The sequence below is a fragment of the Halobacillus faecis genome, assembly GCF_007991335.1.
GTDB lineage: Bacteria > Bacillota > Bacilli > Bacillales > Halobacillaceae > Halobacillus > Halobacillus faecis.
Window position 1 is genome coordinate 40933 of sequence record NZ_BJYD01000026.1, and the last position, 16088, is coordinate 57020.

Here is a 16088-nt window from a genome sequence, read left to right on the forward strand (position 1 = left end):
GTTTTATTGATATTTTTGTAATACTTTACCTACAATTGCAGAAACCTTCTGCGGATCAACCTCTTCACTATCGACTTTCTTTAACACTTCAGAAATCACTTTCTCTAAATCATTCTCTTCAGGATCCGCTTGTTTAGGGGACTGCACAGTTGCGGATGGCTTCGGAATCTCCACATCTTTCACTCCATATGCGAGCCTCTTGATGTTCACTAAATGCCGTGCCGTGATGTTATCTGAAGTGATATTCCCTCCATAAGAACCACATCCCAGCGTCAACGAAGGTTTCAAATTCGTTGTCGCCCCGACCGCTCCTATACTGGAAAGGGTATTGACCATCAAGCGGGAAACCGGCATTTCATGTCCAAACATTTCAGCAATTTGATCATCGCTTGTATGAATGGATAGACTATGACCCCGCCCTCCTAAATTCAAAAGCTCGATGCATTGGGCTTTCGCCTGATCCACATCTTTCACCGTATATAAAGCAAAAACGGGCGAGAGCTTCTCTAGTGAGAAGGGAACATCTTTTCCTACTCGCGTTTCTTCCGCGATGAGCACCCTTGTATCGCTTGGGACGTTCACCCCTGCCATTTGTGCGATCGTGGTCGCTGGACGCCCAACGATTTTCGGATTGATTTTCCCAGGTGCCGGAGAGAGGACGGCCGCAACTTTTTCTTTCTCCTCGCCCTCTAAAAAATAGGCCCTTTGATTCTTCAATTCTCTTACGGTCATTTCTTTAATGTTTTGATCGACGACAATCGCTTGTTCGGTGGCACAGATGGTTCCATTGTCAAACGTTTTACTATCCATGACCATTTGAACCGCTTTTTTCACCTGACAGGATTTCTCCAAATACACAGGGACGTTCCCAGGACCGACACCATAGGCTGGCTTCCCAGAACTATACGCTGCCCGGACAAGTCCACCTCCACCTGTGGCCAAAATGACACTCGTATCTCTATGCTGGATCAACTCTGTCGTCGCGGGCATTGATGGCTTGGAAATCCAGCCGACAATCCCCTCTGGTGCGCCTGCTTGGACAGCCGCATCATGACAAATCTTCAGCGCTGCAATCGTGCATTTAACAGCGGAAGGGTGAGGGCTGACCACAATTGCGTTCCTCGTTTTTAATGAAATCAATGTTTTATAGATGGCTGTCGAGGTCGGATTCGTAGTTGGGATGATCGCTGCAACGACACCAAATGGATAAGCAAATTCAGTGACTTTTTTTGCAGTGTCTCGATATATCACCCCAACGGTCTTTTCATTTTTAATGGATTCATAGACATCTTTGGAACCGACCTGGTTCTTAATGGTTTTATGCTCGACGACCCCCATGCCCGTCTCTTCCACGGCCTTTTCAGCAAGGGATCTCGCTTTTGCGTGGGCGGCTTCCGCTACGGCGGTGACAATACGGTCGACTTGTTCCTGGGTAAACGATTCATATTCTTTTTGAGCAGCTTTCGCTCGCTTTAGAGCGGTTCTCATTCCTTGAATTGACTCTAAATCATAATCCAGTTCCATAAATCCTACACTCCCTTCTAATCCTTACGTACGCTTGGGTTGGTTGGCGATCTCCCACACGGCCTGACGAAAAGCATCAGCGGCAGCCATACAGGAGGATTGTGACCCTGCGAGTAACCCGCCCCCGAAGTTGGTTTCGGTTGGTGGTCCATAAAAACAGGCAAGCTCAACATCAGAAGCTTTTAAAGCTGCATCCAGCCCGTATGTAGCTTCCAGTGGAGGAGCAATGACATAAGCAAGGGCCTGTCCCTCAGGAATGCCAGCTTCTTTGGATAAAAAGGATCCTGTACTAGAAACCACATGGGCAAACAAACTGTGGGTTTTCTCTTCATTCAATGCCTCAAAGTAAGCTCCACCATCGATGACCTGATGAATGGCCTCCATCGCACTCTTAACTTCATCAGGATCTGGTCCAGCGACGATGCCTAAGAATTCACCAGATAAAGGACCGGAGGCGTGATCGGCGCCTGCGTAAAAAGATCGGGCGTAGACGACATCAACCGCTGCCTTCTTCGTCGCTTCATCCAGGGCGGTCACTCCAACATCATCCATGGTGACGGTGAATAATCCTAGGCTGTTTTGTGAGGTTGATAGATTTAATTTCTCGGAAAGCTGTGGATCAACATTCGGAATCACCCGGGTTGAAAGAACTTCTGCATAGATGGGCTCTAACTTCATCGTCTCTCCTACCTTTCCTTTTTCACAAGCTCGACACCACTTGCTTCGTAATGTAAGATCTTTTCAATGACTCCCCCTAAGTAAGCTCCCGCCTCAACCGGCGGAATGCCTCCACGGTGGATGTTTGAAACCACTTGACGCTGGGATTCAATCGTCCCTACCCTTGGTTTATAGCAGAGATAAGCACTCATCGATTCTGCACTAATCAATCCAGGTCGCTCCCCAATCAGATAGACTATGACTTCTGGTTGAAGTTCTTCCCCTACTTCATCCATCGCTGCCACACGTCCTTTCTCTATGAAGAAAGGCGTCCCCACATCAAGACCGAGGCTCTTCAAAGACTGTTGCAGCGATAAATACACATCCTCTAAGTTCTCATCAATCGCTTTTGAACTTAAACCGTCGGACACGATAATTTGGACTTCGGGATTTTTCCGGCACTTTTCCCGGATGATCTCTTTCGATTCATCCGAAAGCTTTCGGCCATAATCCGGTCTTCGGATGTAGGTTTCTTGGTCCGTCACCTTCGTGTTCACGACAAACAAATCCAAGCTTTCTAACAGACTGCGATCAACATTCCCATAGACCGCGTCTACCGCTGCCGCATGGTCGTATCGGAAGCGAAGCCACGTGTCCGTTTTCGGTCTTACGCCTGCCCGTCCCACACCAATCCTGGCAGGAGTTTTACTCTTTAATTCTTTCAAGTCGTCCGTTTCATCGCCCTCCGGAGTCGAAGGGGGGATGGGTTCGTTTTTTGGCTTCTTCTTCTCCGATTGATTGGGAAACTTTGAAAGGACAGCTCTACCCTCGACCTCATCATCAGCATTGTCTGCAGACGCTATAGACTCAAACTGATTGTTGGCGGATGTATGATCCCATATCTTCACTTCCGATGTTCGGGAGGAAGGTTGTGTTTTTTTATCTTTCATTTTCTCCATGACAAGCCGAGTGACTTTTTCAATGGTTTGCTGATCCATTTCCTTCACCTCCTATCGAGTGAATAACACCGGATTACCGGCTTGGCTGGTTAAACGGCCACTTTCCATGATGCCCATGTCCTCAAGCCACTTCTCAAATCTCGGAGACGGCCGTCTGCCGAACGTTTCTCTCAATGTCGCGACATCATGATAGCTCATCGATTGATAATTCAACATGCAATCATCTCCCATAGGAGTGGCGATGATGAAATTGACCCCAGCTGTTGATAATAAGACTCCTAAGTCTTCCATATCATTTTGGTCTGCTTTCATATGGTTCGTGTAGCAAATGTCCACACCCATCGGAATCAGGTGCATTTTCCCCATAAAATGGTCCTCAAGCCCTGCGCGAATTACTTGTTTCGTGTTGTAGAGGTACTCGGGTCCGATAAAGCCAACAACGGTGTTGACAATGAAAGGGTCATAGTACTTGGCGAAACCATAATTTCGTGCTTCCAGCGTCATTTGATCGATGCCGTGATGGGCTTCCGCAGATAGCTCGGATCCTTGACCCGTTTCAAAATATAGATGCTGAGGTCCTGTGCCGGTGCCTTTGCTTTTAGCCAGTTCGTTCGCTTCCCCAAGAATAGCAGCGTCAATACCGAAGGAGCGGTTCGCTGTTTCTGTGCCGGCAATACTTTGGAAAATCATATCGGCCGGTGCTCCTTGTTCAATCGCCTTCATTTGGGCCGTGACATGAGCGAGCACACAGTTTTGTGTGGGAATGTCCCACTCTTCCAAGAAATCTTTTGTCCCATGAAGAAGACGCTTCACACTTTCTACGGATTCTTCCACAGGATTGATGCCAATGACTGCATCCCCGATCCCATAAGAGAGTCCCTCTCTTAATGAGGCCATCATCCCATCGATATTGTCCGTCGGGTGGTTCGGCTGTAAGCGAGAAGCGAGCGTCCCTTTTTGCCCAATTTCAATGTTGCATTTGGTCACAACCTCTAATTTGTCGGCCGCGTGGACAAGGTCTAAGTTCGACATCAGCTTCGCCGTTGCCGCGATCATTTCACTATTCAATCCACGGCTGATTCTTTTCAGATCTTCCCCCGTCGTTTCACTAGAAAGAATGTATTCCCGGAGTTCAGCCACGGACCAATTTTGTATCTTCTGATAAACAGGCTCATTGATCTGCCCATCAATGATTTTAGAAACTTCATCTTCTTCTGGAGAAAGCAACGGATTTTCCCGAATGTCTTTCAACAACAGTTCACTAAGGACCGTTTTTGCCGCAATTCTTTCTTGGACACTTTCAGCCGCTACTCCAGCGAGTCGATCGCCGGATTTTTCTTCGTTAGCTTTTGCGAAGAGCGTCTTCAAGGAAGAAAATTGATACGTATGATCTAAGTGGGTGGTAGATAGTTTCAAAGGATGTTTCCTCCTTCCTATTCATGAAATGTCAGTGTTTTGATGACGACCGGGACAACGCCTGAATCAAGTTTCGATCCGATGTCCAAGTAGTCTCCATTCTCAACTTTAATTTGGTCGATACAGACCATTTCCCTCTCAGCCTCCAGGACTTGAATAGCCTGACCCAATGATTTAGCAAGATCCCTTTCCAAAATGATCACTAACGGTTGGGACGGACGATGCTCATCAAACGCTGTGACAAGGGCCTGGGCTAACCTCTGGATATCCTTGAATCCGAGAAGCGGGAGATCGGATAGATAAATCGCCATGGTCATCCCCTCTTCATGAGGATCAAACACGCGGCTTCCCGACTGGATATGGTCTGACATGGAGGAAAGCACGGACTCAAATTCTTCCTTAAAATCAATCATGTGAACGGGCATATCCCGGAGAGGCAGGGTTGTGCTATCCACTTGAATGGTTGCTCCACTGATTTCTGTTGTTTGAGTCCCTGCGCCTAAAACCGTAGCTCTTACGGTTTCCCCAGGCATTTCCCACTCTTTAAGCTGCAAGCGAGGGTTAGCCAGGAGGGATTGAGCCAGGCTTACTCCAATATCGTTATAAAGATGATTCGACGTACACCCTTCTGGATGGTAAATGCATTCAGAGACGCCACCGGAAAACATGACGACATCGATCGACCTTGTCCATTGTGGAAGGTTCCCTAGCAGCAAAGGCTCGTTCTCATCAAGCTCCCCATCTAGCATTTTCCGAATGACTTCTGCCATATAATTGGTGAGTTTTGAAATCGTCTTTTCGTGAGGCTGCATCCCGATGGTCAGATTTAATCCCAGTTTTTCATTCACCTTCTGAACAGCAGGTGATAGATAGTGAATCGAGTCATGATCAAACTCCATCAGCTTGCCTCCGACATGAAGCGTGCACGTCCCGACTAGTTTTCCATATCGATAAACGGCTGTATTGGCGGTTCCCCCTCCAATATCGATGTTAGCCACCGTTTTGTTTGTTTTCTTTGATAATTCAAAAGCTCCGGATCCTTTGGCTGCGATGATTGATTCTAAATCTGGACCTGCCGTCGCAACTAAGAACTTTCCCGCATGGTCAGAGAGATGACTGACCATTTCTTTGGCATTTGACTTGGTTGCCGTCTCTCCTGTAATAATTACCGCGCCGGTCTGGATATCCGATGCCTGTATGCCCGCCTTTTTGTACTGATCCCGGACCATGGCATCGACCTTCTCCATGTCGATCTCTTTTCCATCGAGCAGGGGGGTACGAAAAATCGGACTTTCATAAATCACTTCTTTATCCGTAATCTCAATCCGGGGCATGTGGGTCATCCCCGCCGTATTTCTCAATGATAAGCGGCTGATCACAAGTTTCGTTGTACTCGTTCCAATATCAATGCCTGCACTTATGATCACTTCTTTATTTCTCTCGTTCACGAAGCGCACCTCCACATAAAAAACAAAGTGCCTTTCTTATCCCAAATCCAAATAAAAAAAGACGCCTTACACAAACCATCCCTCTCGGATAGTTGTATAAGGCGCCTTTGCCCATGTACCATTCATTTGTAGCATTGCTCTTATTCAGAATATTAATTTATTCGACATCATTTGTAAAGGGTTTCATGGAAGATGACGTCCTCATTTTCCATATCTTCAATCAAATCTTTCATTTCATTCAGGCTCGAACAGGCTACAAGATGGCGAATCACATCCAACCCTTGCCCCTGTAAAGCGGACGTAACCACAATCGGACCTTTAGGCATCACTTTCTTCAACTGTTCCACCGCTCGATCGACATCAGCCTCTTCATTATCGGCTTTCGTTACAACTCCAATCGGCAGTTTGTTCAAACCCTTACTGAACCCCGGGGGGAAAATGACTTTCTTTTTCGTTGGATCTTGAATAAATAAGACATGCGTCACCTCAAGCGAAGTCGCCATAATATTTTTATAGAACATCGGATTTTCTGTGTATTCTCCTGGCGTATCCACAATCCAATCTTCATAAGTAAGGGACTGCGTCTTCATCGCTTTTGCTTTGTACCCCAGCAAGGCATGGGTGAGGGTAGACTTCCCTGCTCGAATCGATCCAAGCATCATCGCACGATTTCGCTTTGACATAGAAGCGCCCCCTTTCTTAGGATTTCGTTATTTTAGAAGGGGTATAACCAAGTGTCTCAGATAGGAAGCGGTTCACTTCAATCATCGATTGTTCCACTTCGGAAACACTACCAACTAAGACAAGACTTCCAGTGAAGCGATCCAGAAAACCAATCCCTACATGGGCCGCTTTCGTTGCATAATCCCCTGCGATAATAACGGTTTCACTTGGTGTTAATGTTAAAATCCCCAAGGCTCCAGATTTTTCAATGCCTAACATTTCAAGCATATCTGGATCTGGGTTGGCGATCAGGTGACTGAGAGTCAGTTGTTTCCCTGGTACAAATTCTTGTATAAATCGCTTTTTCTCCTCATGCATTCGGTATCCCTCCTGATCGTTGTCTTCTTACGCTTCCTTCTTTTGGTCAGATGCCACGACATCCCCTTCGAACGCTTCTTCCTCTAAGTATTCATCTTTCCCAATGACGCCTTTCTCACGGTCAATCCGTTCAAGCTCCCGCGCTTTTGGAACGGACAGCCAATAAGCGAAGCCAATGGCTATAACTCCTGCCGATAGTTTTCCAACGATAATCGGCAATATCAAAGTGGGTTGGAAGTTCGCAGTAAATGACAAGTGATCGCCAAGTAAGAAAGCTGCACAGACGGCAAACGCAATGTTGATGACTTTATCTTTTGGAGGCATATGACGCACGAGCTTGAACATGGCAAGGATATTGGCAATTGTTGCGACTAATCCGGCACTACCCACAGAACTTAACCCCAGCTTTTTACCAAGTGCCTCAAGTGGAGTTGCCGCATATTTTCTCAGTAAGTAAACCATTGGAAAGGCACCCGCAAGCATGATTCCGATATACCCAGCGGTTTCAAGCGCACGGAATTGATCATCAGCATCTGCCATAATCGGATCGAAGCCCCATGCTCCGAAAACGGTCGTAAACACCCCAGTAAAGATTTCCACAATGGAAAAGACGAGTACGAGTTTAATCGCAGCATCCAGGATCGTCCCAAACCACATAAAGCCTTTGATCATAATATCTGGTAAGAAATAAAGCCCAGCAGCTAAGATTACGACAAAAATCAATAATGGCGTAAGATTCATAAAGATTTGCAAATAACTTAACGTAAATTCGTACGTCGACTCTGTATTCGTAGCTACAACGTCTCTTACTTTCGAGTTTGTCAACGTAATGATGACACTTGAAATGAGCACGCCTATCGGGATCGTAAGCAGCCCTGACATAATCCCAAGAGCCATGAACTTATGGTCACGCTTATCCAACATGGCAAGCCCCATCGGAATCGAGAAGACGATGGTCGCCCCAGCCATAAATCCGACGATTAAAGCCATAATCCAGCCCTCATAAGATTCTTGCAGCGCTTCGGCTAATTGATAGCCTCCCATATCGGACGCAAGAATCGTCGTCGCCGCAATCGCAGGGTCTGCTCCAATTTTCTCAAAGAATGGACCGACATATTTGTCAATCGACCAGGATAAATAAGGAATGGAAGCCATAATACCTGCGGCCGGAACGAAGATGTGTCCAATGGAGTGAACCCCTTCCATGAACTGTCCACCGATCCCATCTTCACTGTTTTTGATGGAGGCGATCGCACCGATGACTGCACAAATCATAATGATATAAATAACAATATTACCTACTAACACCATTCTGCATCCCTACCTTTGTTTATTGTGATCATCAAACTTTTCTATAAAAAAAGATGCTAGAAAAACAGTAAGGCACCCTCACTGCTCTTCTAGCATCTTTGCTAGTTCTATTCACTTGGAAGTGATCATCGGCTCTTGCGAATATTTCTTAAGAATCTTTGTCGCCACTTTCTCTAGCGGCCACTGCTTGTTCATGCTAATTTCTCTCATCTTCTTATACGAGACCTCATCCGTATAACCGAATTGATCCATAAGGAGCCCCTTGGCCCTCTCCACAACTTTCCGCTTCTTGAGACGATTGTCCGCTTCTTTCACTTTGACGCGATACCGTTCAGAAACCACCCCTTGATGGAGAGCGATTTCTACAGCTGGAATCAAACGATCTTCTGATATCGGTTTGACGATATACCCAACAATATTTGCTTCCTTGGCTTTCTCGATAAATTCCTGCTGGCTATAAGCGGTGAGCAATAAGATCGGAATATTAAATTTCTGTGAGATCACCTTGCTTGCTTTCAACCCATCCATCTTCGGCATTTTGATATCCATGATGATTAAATCGGGCTGTAATTCATAAGCGAGTTCAATCGCTTTCTCGCCATCCCCTGCTTCACCAACAATGTCAAATCCGCTGTCTTGCAAAAGTAGGGCAATATCCATCCGCACAATGGACTCATCCTCCACAAGCAGTATCCTCTTACCCATTTAACCCCTTCTTTCTCTTGGGAATGTCAGTTTCGCTTCTGTACCTTTCTTCATTCCTTCAATTTGAAAGACTCCAGACAAATCATGTTCCACCATCCGGCGCACAATATCGAGTCCAAGAGAAGATGTATTCTCTTTCTTATAACCGATTCCGTCATCACGGACGATGACTTCCATGACGTCCGTCCGATGTTCAAAGATGACATCAATATGACCGCGCTGTCTTTCTGAAAAGGCATGATTGACACAATTTTGAATGAGCTCGTTAATAATCAATGCGATGGAAACCGCACGGTCGGACTCCATATTTAGTCGGTCTCCCGAGTAATTAATGGTCATCTTTGTATGGGAAAGTCCAGTATAAACGAGCATATCCCCAATCCGTTCAGCCAAGTCAAAGATGTCGACTTCATCAATACTACTGTTGGATAGTATGACTTCATAAACGGAGGCAATACTCAATATACGGTTCAAGCTCTCTGTAAAATGGATTTTGCTTTCTTCCGGTATGCCCCGCCTCATCTGAAGGCGAAGGAGGCTGGCTACCGTCTGTAAATTGTTTTTTACACGATGATGGATTTCCTTAATGGCGACAGATTTGATAATCAATTCCTTTTCCTTTTCTCTCAAATCGGTCAAATCTCGTAAAATAATGAACATGCCATTGTACTTGTCATTCAGTGGCAGCCGAATCTTTTTAATTTTGAATGATTTATCGAACGCTTCCATTTCTGTCACGAGCAGCTCTTCTTTTTGCTCAACAATCTCAGTCAATATAGGCAGGTGATCAAGGATATTCTCTCCATAATCACACGTTTCCCCGATGAGTTCGTCGAGTAAATTAATCGCCGCCGGGTTTGAATAGAGCAACTCCCCATCAAGCCCCACAAAAAATAAAGCTTCCTCCATCAGTTCAGGCACTAAAGGCTGGCGATCCGAATGGCTTAATAATAGTCCACTAAGGGACTCCGTGGTTTTCGAAAGGGTTTCGATTTCTTCTTTCTTTTCTAGTTGATCGCTGATGTCTTTTTCCATAATCAAGACACCAATTACTTTCTCCTCATTCCTAATCGGAACAACGCTCTGCTCGACCTTTTTCCGTTCTTGCGTAATCGCACGATTGGATGTAAGCGTTTTCCCAGAACGTAAACAATAAAGAACCGCAGGCTCGAACGTTTCATAGGCGGTATTTCCTACCACTTTTTTTTGGTAGATCGCTGGAGCTGTTGAGGGTGCAGCTTCTGCTACGACAATCGCATGTTTTTCATCGGCTAATAAACAGTCGATAAAAATATGAGCCTTCGAAAGGTCAGCCATCATCTGTATGCTTTGGCTTACTTCTTTGACTTTTTCGATATCCGCTGCTTCTAAAGTTGTCATTTCGTTACATAGAGACTCGATTTCTGCCATATCTACCATCGATCCTACTTCCTCTGTAAAAATGTTTTCTTCCTGATTTTCTAGTAAGAAACTATTTGAATTCTAGACCTCATCAAAAATTCTGTCAATATTCTGAATAATCATTGCAATTGTGAAAACTTCACCCCGCTCGCCTTTAATTGAAGCATTTTCTCGATAATTTCCGCTAAATAAGCGCCTGCTTCGGCGGGAGGGACTCCACCATCATGAATGTTTGAAAATACGGTGCGATCCGCCTCTACACTATCTTGAGTTGGCTTGTAAATCAAATACGCACTGATACTCTTCGCCGTCGCAAGTCCCGGGCGTTCCCCAATCAAGGAGATCACCAAATCGCAATCGACTAAAGAAGCCACTTCATCTTGAATCCACACCCGGCTTTTCCTAATAAATATTGGATCGTTCATGTTGATATTTTTGGATTTCAACCCTTGAACCAGGGATGGCAGCAAGTCAGGGATGGTTTCTTCAACACCCGTCGAGCTTAGTCCATCAGAAATGATGATTTGCACCTGCTTCCCTGTTTCCATATGATCCTGTAACCATTGGACGGATTCTTCGTTCAATCGTCTTCCTACATCCAAATTCATCAAGTATTCATTCATGGAAGAAGCTCTAGAATGAAGGATTGGCAGGTTCATAGATTCTAAAACGGAATCAGGAACGTCTTTAAAGACCGCATCCTGTGCGGCCGCATGATCGACTCGAAAGTCCAAATAGTTTTTCGTCTTCATCCTTGTCCCTGAGCGGCCGATCCCTATCCGTGCCGGGGTCTTATGAATCACCTCATTGATATACTCATAGTCCTTCGGTTGATCGACGCCCACTTGCTTTTTCTTTTCATACACCAAGTGTTTCGTTCGGTATTCATGCGTATAGGATTTGTTCTTGTTCGGCTTTTCCTGAATTTCCGATAGTACTTCTTTGACGATCTGTTCAATATTCACACATTCACTCCCCTTCTTAATTAAAAATAGATAAGTCGCCTGCACGTTTTGTAAGAATACCGTTTTCCATGATGCCCATCATTTCTAACCATTCCTCAAATTCAGCCAAAGGTCTCAAACCAAGCATTTCTCTTAGACTCGCATCATCATGATAACTCGTATCCTGATAGCTCAACATGACATCGTCTCCTCCGGGAACTCCCATATAAAAGTTCGCTCCGGCTAATGTCGTCAGCATTCCAGCAATCTCCTGATCGTTTTGGTCGGAACTCATATGATTGGTATATGTCGGGGCAATCCCCATCGGCAAGTTGTGCATTTTGCCCATGAACAAATCTTCCAAGTCGGCACGAATCATTTGTTTGCCGTCAAACAATGTTTCTGGACCGATAAACCCTGAAACGTTATTGACCATAAAAGGCTTCCACTTGCGAGCATAACCATAAGTACGTGCTTCTAGTGTCTGCATATCGACCCCTTCATGACCGTCTAAAGAAACTTCGGAGCCCTGCCCCGTTTCAAAATAAAAGAAGTTCGGCCCCGCAGACGTTCCTTCTGTCTTCATTAACTCATAGCCCTCATCCAATAACTCTTGATTGACGCCAAAATCATCATTCGCCAGCTGCGATCCAGCTAGACTTTGGAATAAAAGAGCGACAGGCGCTCCTTTTTTAAGCGCTTGCATTTGTGTGGTCACATGAGCAAGGACACAGTTTTGTGTTGGGATCTCCCACTTTTGCATGAACTCATGACTCATCGTCAAAATCCTGGCTACGGAATCGACCGCTTCATTGTTCGGGTTGATGCCGATGACCGCATCACCAGAGCCATAAGAAAGCCCCTCCTTAATCGATGCCATGATTCCTTCTGGGTTATCAATCGGATGGTTCGGTTGACAGCGAAACGCTAGCCTGCCTGGTTCTCCAATCGTTGTATTGCAGTGAGCCTGATGCTTCATTTTCTGTGAAGCAAGCACTAAATCAATACTCGACATAAGTTTAGCAACCGCAGAAATCATTTCACTCGTCAGCCCACGACTCAGCCGCTTCAAATCATTGGCTGTCGTTGAATGACTCAGAATATACTCCCTCAATTCTCCAACCGTCCATCCCTGAATCTCTTTATAAATGAATTGACTGACTTCATCATAAATGACGCGGCTCACTTCATCGGTTTCATACGAAACGACAGGGTTTTCATAAATGTCTTTAAGTAAAAGCTCACTCAGCGTGTACTTCGCTGCCATTCGTTCTAAGGAAGACTTCGCTGCAATGCCAGCCATCACATCTCCCGACTTCTCCTCACTCGCTTTGGCTAACACATCTCTCAATGAATGGAAATAATAGGTCTCATTTTTTAACTGACAAGATAACTTCACCATCAATCACCTTCTTTTTTTGAAATAAAAAACGCCCTATTGCTAGTTTTAAACTAACGAATAGAGGCGTCTTTGCCGTGTTTATTCACTTACCTAGCATTATATCAGAACATTCTTTCGATTCACAGGTGTATTTATCTTTAGCATCCACTTCTAATGGTTTGTCTATGACATTTTATCCTCCTCATAAGCAGTTGAAGCGACTCCTCTCATATATACTCACCGGCATAATCAAAAGAATATTCCCATAACCCTAAAGCTCTTACATACCTACAAAAAACGAAACTTACCCAACTATTAATATGATAAAATGACGTATCAATACTAGACGGAGGACAAGTCATGAAATTACATATCCATGATCAAGTAAGCCGGGCCATTGAATTGTTTTCGCATTCCGATATGGACATCATTGAAGTCGTTAATGACAAGGGGGACATTGTCGGCAGGCTGTCCACCGACGATATACGCGAGATCGTAGAGAGCAGAAACTTAAACCAAACGCTGGAACAGGCCATAAAGAAACCGTCCCAAGAACTTACAGCCTCCAAACACCCCCATGACTATCAATATAATGAAATCATAGAGAGCCCCATTTTCAACGATATCATCCATTCTCTCCATGATGGTGTATTCATCACAAATGGGGAAGGAGTAACGGTTAAGGTCAATCAAGCCTATGAACGGATTACCGGACTTCGAGCAGATCAACTCATCGGCTATCATATGAATGACATCATTAAAGCCGAATACATTTCAAAGTCCGCCTCTCTCCAAGTCATTAAAGAAAAACGTCCTGTCACATTGATGCAGAAGATTTCCAACGGCCGGAATATCATTGTTTCAGGTACTCCTATCTTCTCTAAAGATCAAGAAATCCTTTACGTCATCAATAGTGTCAGGGACATCACTGAGCTCCTTGAACTAAAGCATGAAATTGAAGATCTCCAGGAATTGAAGAACCTGCGTCAGAGCTCAAAAGAAGCGTACTCCAAATCGGAAACCTTCCCTTTCTATACCAGCGAAAAAATGAAAGACATCCTCCACGTTCTTAAGCGAGTGGCTAAAACCGATGCCCAAATTCTGTTGCACGGGGAGACAGGCGTCGGAAAAACGATGATCGCCAAATATATCCACGAGGAGTCGCCACGATCCGAGCAGAATTTCTTGGAACTGAATTGTGGAGCTCTGCCTTCTAATTTAATTGAAGCGGAATTATTCGGTTATGAACCCGGTGCTTTCACAGGGGCTCTAACCAAAGGAAAAAAGGGATTACTGGAAGTGGCGGATCACGGTACCTTGTTCTTAGATGAAATTGGAGACCTCCCACTAGAATTGCAGGTCAAGCTGTTAAAAGTCATGGAGGATCAAGCCTTTTATCCTGTCGGCTCGTCAAAACTTACGCATATTAATGTCCGAATCATCGCAGCTTCTCACAAAAACCTGAAGAAGTTGGTGGAATCAGGGGACTTTCGTGAGGATTTATATTACCGAATTAACGTCGTCCCTATCCATATCCCTCCACTTCGTCACCGAAAAAAAGAAATCATTCCCATGGCCCAGCTCTTCTTAGAAGAATATTCTTCTGCTTACGGGCTGAACCGATCCTTACGGTTAGATGCGTTGGACCTTCTCTCTGATTATGACTGGCCCGGAAATATCCGGGAGTTAAAAAACTTAATGGAGCGACTCGTCGTGATCTCTCCCTCTGACGAAATTGGAAGAGAACAACTTCCCGAAGAACTCCTTCCTTCAAGAAAGCGTACAGATTCTAAGGATGACGACGAAATTGTGACATTGAAACAAGCCGTGGAAGAACTAGAGCGTGAATTGATTACAAAAGCACTCCGAACCTATAAAACCACGCGTAAGGCCGCGGAAGCTCTAGAAGTCAGTCAATCGACAATCGTACAGAAGATGAAAAAATGGGGAGGGTGATTAATTTTCTAATCACCCTCCTCACTTTTGATTATAAAAATGATCAAATACCAAACACAAAAATGATAACGCTTTCACTAAAACCTTTTAATTGAGTGTATTTTCAGACTTCTTAAAAAGTTGGCATGAAAGTTGCTTGTATAAAAGTAACCAAGTGAAAGGAGAGTTTTATCCATGTCTATTTCAACATTTAAAATCGCTAACAAACTCATTACAGGTCATGGAGCTACCGAATCCCTACGAAAGGAAGTCGAACGACTGGAAGTTTCCAACCCTTTGATTGTCACCGATGACATTCTGCAGCAGGTCGGAGTGGTCGATCAAGTCACCTCGCTATTGAAAGGGATGTCTTATGAAGTTTTCAACGGGGTGCAACCTGATCCTGAACTAAGAATTGTCGAGGAGTGCTCAGAAGCATTTAATAAAGGGGACCATGATGGATTGATTGCTATCGGAGGTGGGAGTGCAATCGACATCGCCAAGAGTGTTTCTGCTTTTGCCCCATTTGAAGGGGACTTAACCGAACTTCTTGGAACAGATCTGGTACCAGCAAAAGGCGCGCCCATCATCACCCTCCCTACAACAGCAGGAACGGGTTCTGAAGTTACCAATATCTCTATTCTTTCAGATAAAGAGGCCCAGCTAAAAAAAGGCATGGTCAGCGATCACCTGCTGCCAGATGTCGCCATCATCGCACCTGAAATGACACTCACCATGCCTCCCTCGGTAACGGCTGCAAGTGGCGTAGACGCCTTAGTTCATGCCATTGAAGCGTACATATCTGTTCATGCCTCGCCCATTACGGACGCCTTGGCAATCCATGCTATGAATATGATTGCGAAGAATTTACCGAAGGCCTATGCCAACCCTAATCATCTGGAAGCTCGGGAAAACATGGCCACCGCAAGCTTGATGGCAGGGATGGCTTTTGGTAATGCTGGGGTCGGAGCTGTTCATGCGCTCGCCTACCCACTCGGAGGACGCTACCATATTGCCCATGGAGTGAGTAATGCTCTGCTTCTTCCTTACGTGATGGAGTGGAATAAGATTGCTTGTGCGGAGCAATTTCGGGACATCGCGACGGCCCTTGGAGAAAACACCTCTGGACGATCCGATAAAGAAGCGGCCGATCAAGCCGTCCGAGCGATGGAACGCTTATGTAACGAGGTCCATATCCCTTCTGGTCTTCGCTCTTTTGATATTCCAGAAAGCGCGCTTACAGAAATGGCAGAAGACGCAAGCAAGATCGAACGTCTTTTAAATAATAATCCTAGGAAGTTGTCCAAAGAAGATATTGAAAAAATCTATCAATCGGCTTACTAGATTCTAAAGAAAAGAGGTATTC

General features: G+C 45.1%; 14 protein-coding genes. 2 read left to right on the top strand and 12 right to left on the bottom strand.

Translation table 11 applies throughout. The features are described from left to right. Positions 1 to 3: 3 nt before the first annotated feature. The 12 genes from HFA01_RS13890 to HFA01_RS13945 all read right to left on the bottom strand — a co-directional run bounded on the left by HFA01_RS13890 (position 4) and on the right by HFA01_RS13945 (position 12805). On the bottom strand, positions 4 to 1524 hold the full coding sequence (locus tag HFA01_RS13890; RefSeq protein ID WP_146817252.1) for an aldehyde dehydrogenase family protein: 1521 nt from the start codon (positions 1522 to 1524) through the stop codon (positions 4 to 6). A gap of 24 nt (positions 1525 to 1548) precedes the next feature. Beyond that, positions 1549 to 2202, bottom strand: coding sequence for an ethanolamine utilization microcompartment protein EutL (gene eutL / locus HFA01_RS13895; RefSeq protein WP_146817254.1), 654 nt, complete (start codon positions 2200 to 2202; stop codon positions 1549 to 1551). Between the two features lie 8 nt (positions 2203 to 2210). Continuing rightward, positions 2211 to 3179 (bottom strand): ethanolamine ammonia-lyase subunit EutC, encoded by a 969-nt coding sequence (eutC, locus tag HFA01_RS13900; protein ID WP_146817256.1) that lies wholly within the window; start codon positions 3177 to 3179, stop codon positions 2211 to 2213. 12 nt (positions 3180 to 3191) lie between these two features. After that, positions 3192 to 4556, bottom strand: coding sequence for an ethanolamine ammonia-lyase subunit EutB (locus HFA01_RS13905; protein WP_146817258.1), 1365 nt, complete (start codon positions 4554 to 4556; stop codon positions 3192 to 3194). 17 nt (positions 4557 to 4573) lie between these two features. Further along, positions 4574 to 6004, bottom strand: coding sequence for an ethanolamine ammonia-lyase reactivating factor EutA (locus tag HFA01_RS13910; protein ID WP_174787833.1), 1431 nt, complete (start codon positions 6002 to 6004; stop codon positions 4574 to 4576). 167 nt (positions 6005 to 6171) lie between these two features. Continuing rightward, positions 6172 to 6687: a EutP/PduV family microcompartment system protein gene (locus tag HFA01_RS13915; RefSeq protein WP_146817262.1), complete on the bottom strand. Its 516-nt coding sequence runs from the start codon at positions 6685 to 6687 to the stop codon at positions 6172 to 6174. A gap of 16 nt (positions 6688 to 6703) precedes the next feature. Continuing rightward, positions 6704 to 7045: a BMC domain-containing protein gene (locus HFA01_RS13920; RefSeq protein ID WP_146817264.1), complete on the bottom strand. Its 342-nt coding sequence runs from the start codon at positions 7043 to 7045 to the stop codon at positions 6704 to 6706. Positions 7046 to 7072: 27 nt separating this feature from the next. Next, positions 7073 to 8356: an ethanolamine utilization protein EutH gene (gene eutH, locus HFA01_RS13925; protein WP_146817266.1), complete on the bottom strand. Its 1284-nt coding sequence runs from the start codon at positions 8354 to 8356 to the stop codon at positions 7073 to 7075. Between the two features lie 111 nt (positions 8357 to 8467). Next, on the bottom strand, positions 8468 to 9061 hold the full coding sequence (locus tag HFA01_RS13930) for an ANTAR domain-containing response regulator (protein ID WP_146817268.1): 594 nt from the start codon (positions 9059 to 9061) through the stop codon (positions 8468 to 8470). Continuing rightward, positions 9062 to 10480: a sensor histidine kinase gene (locus HFA01_RS13935; protein WP_246139336.1), complete on the bottom strand. Its 1419-nt coding sequence runs from the start codon at positions 10478 to 10480 to the stop codon at positions 9062 to 9064. It lies immediately after the preceding gene. Positions 10481 to 10581: 101 nt separating this feature from the next. Then, complete coding sequence (gene eutC / locus HFA01_RS13940; protein WP_146817270.1) at positions 10582 to 11427, bottom strand: ethanolamine ammonia-lyase subunit EutC; 846 nt, start codon at positions 11425 to 11427, stop codon at positions 10582 to 10584. 16 nt (positions 11428 to 11443) lie between these two features. After that, a complete protein-coding gene (locus tag HFA01_RS13945) occupies positions 11444 to 12805 on the bottom strand; it encodes an ethanolamine ammonia-lyase subunit EutB (RefSeq protein WP_146817695.1) in 1362 nt (453 codons plus the stop codon). 342 nt (positions 12806 to 13147) lie between these two features. Here HFA01_RS13945 and HFA01_RS13950 point away from each other — a divergent pair, with 342 nt between their 5' ends. Beyond that, on the top strand, positions 13148 to 14743 hold the full coding sequence (locus HFA01_RS13950; protein ID WP_218027767.1) for a sigma-54 interaction domain-containing protein: 1596 nt from the start codon (positions 13148 to 13150) through the stop codon (positions 14741 to 14743). A 174-nt stretch (positions 14744 to 14917) separates the two neighbouring features. Beyond that, the gene (locus tag HFA01_RS13955) at positions 14918 to 16066 is read left to right on the top strand and encodes an iron-containing alcohol dehydrogenase (RefSeq protein ID WP_146817272.1); all 1149 of its coding nucleotides are present in this window, start codon (positions 14918 to 14920) and stop codon (positions 16064 to 16066) included. Positions 16067 to 16088 lie beyond the last annotated feature (22 nt).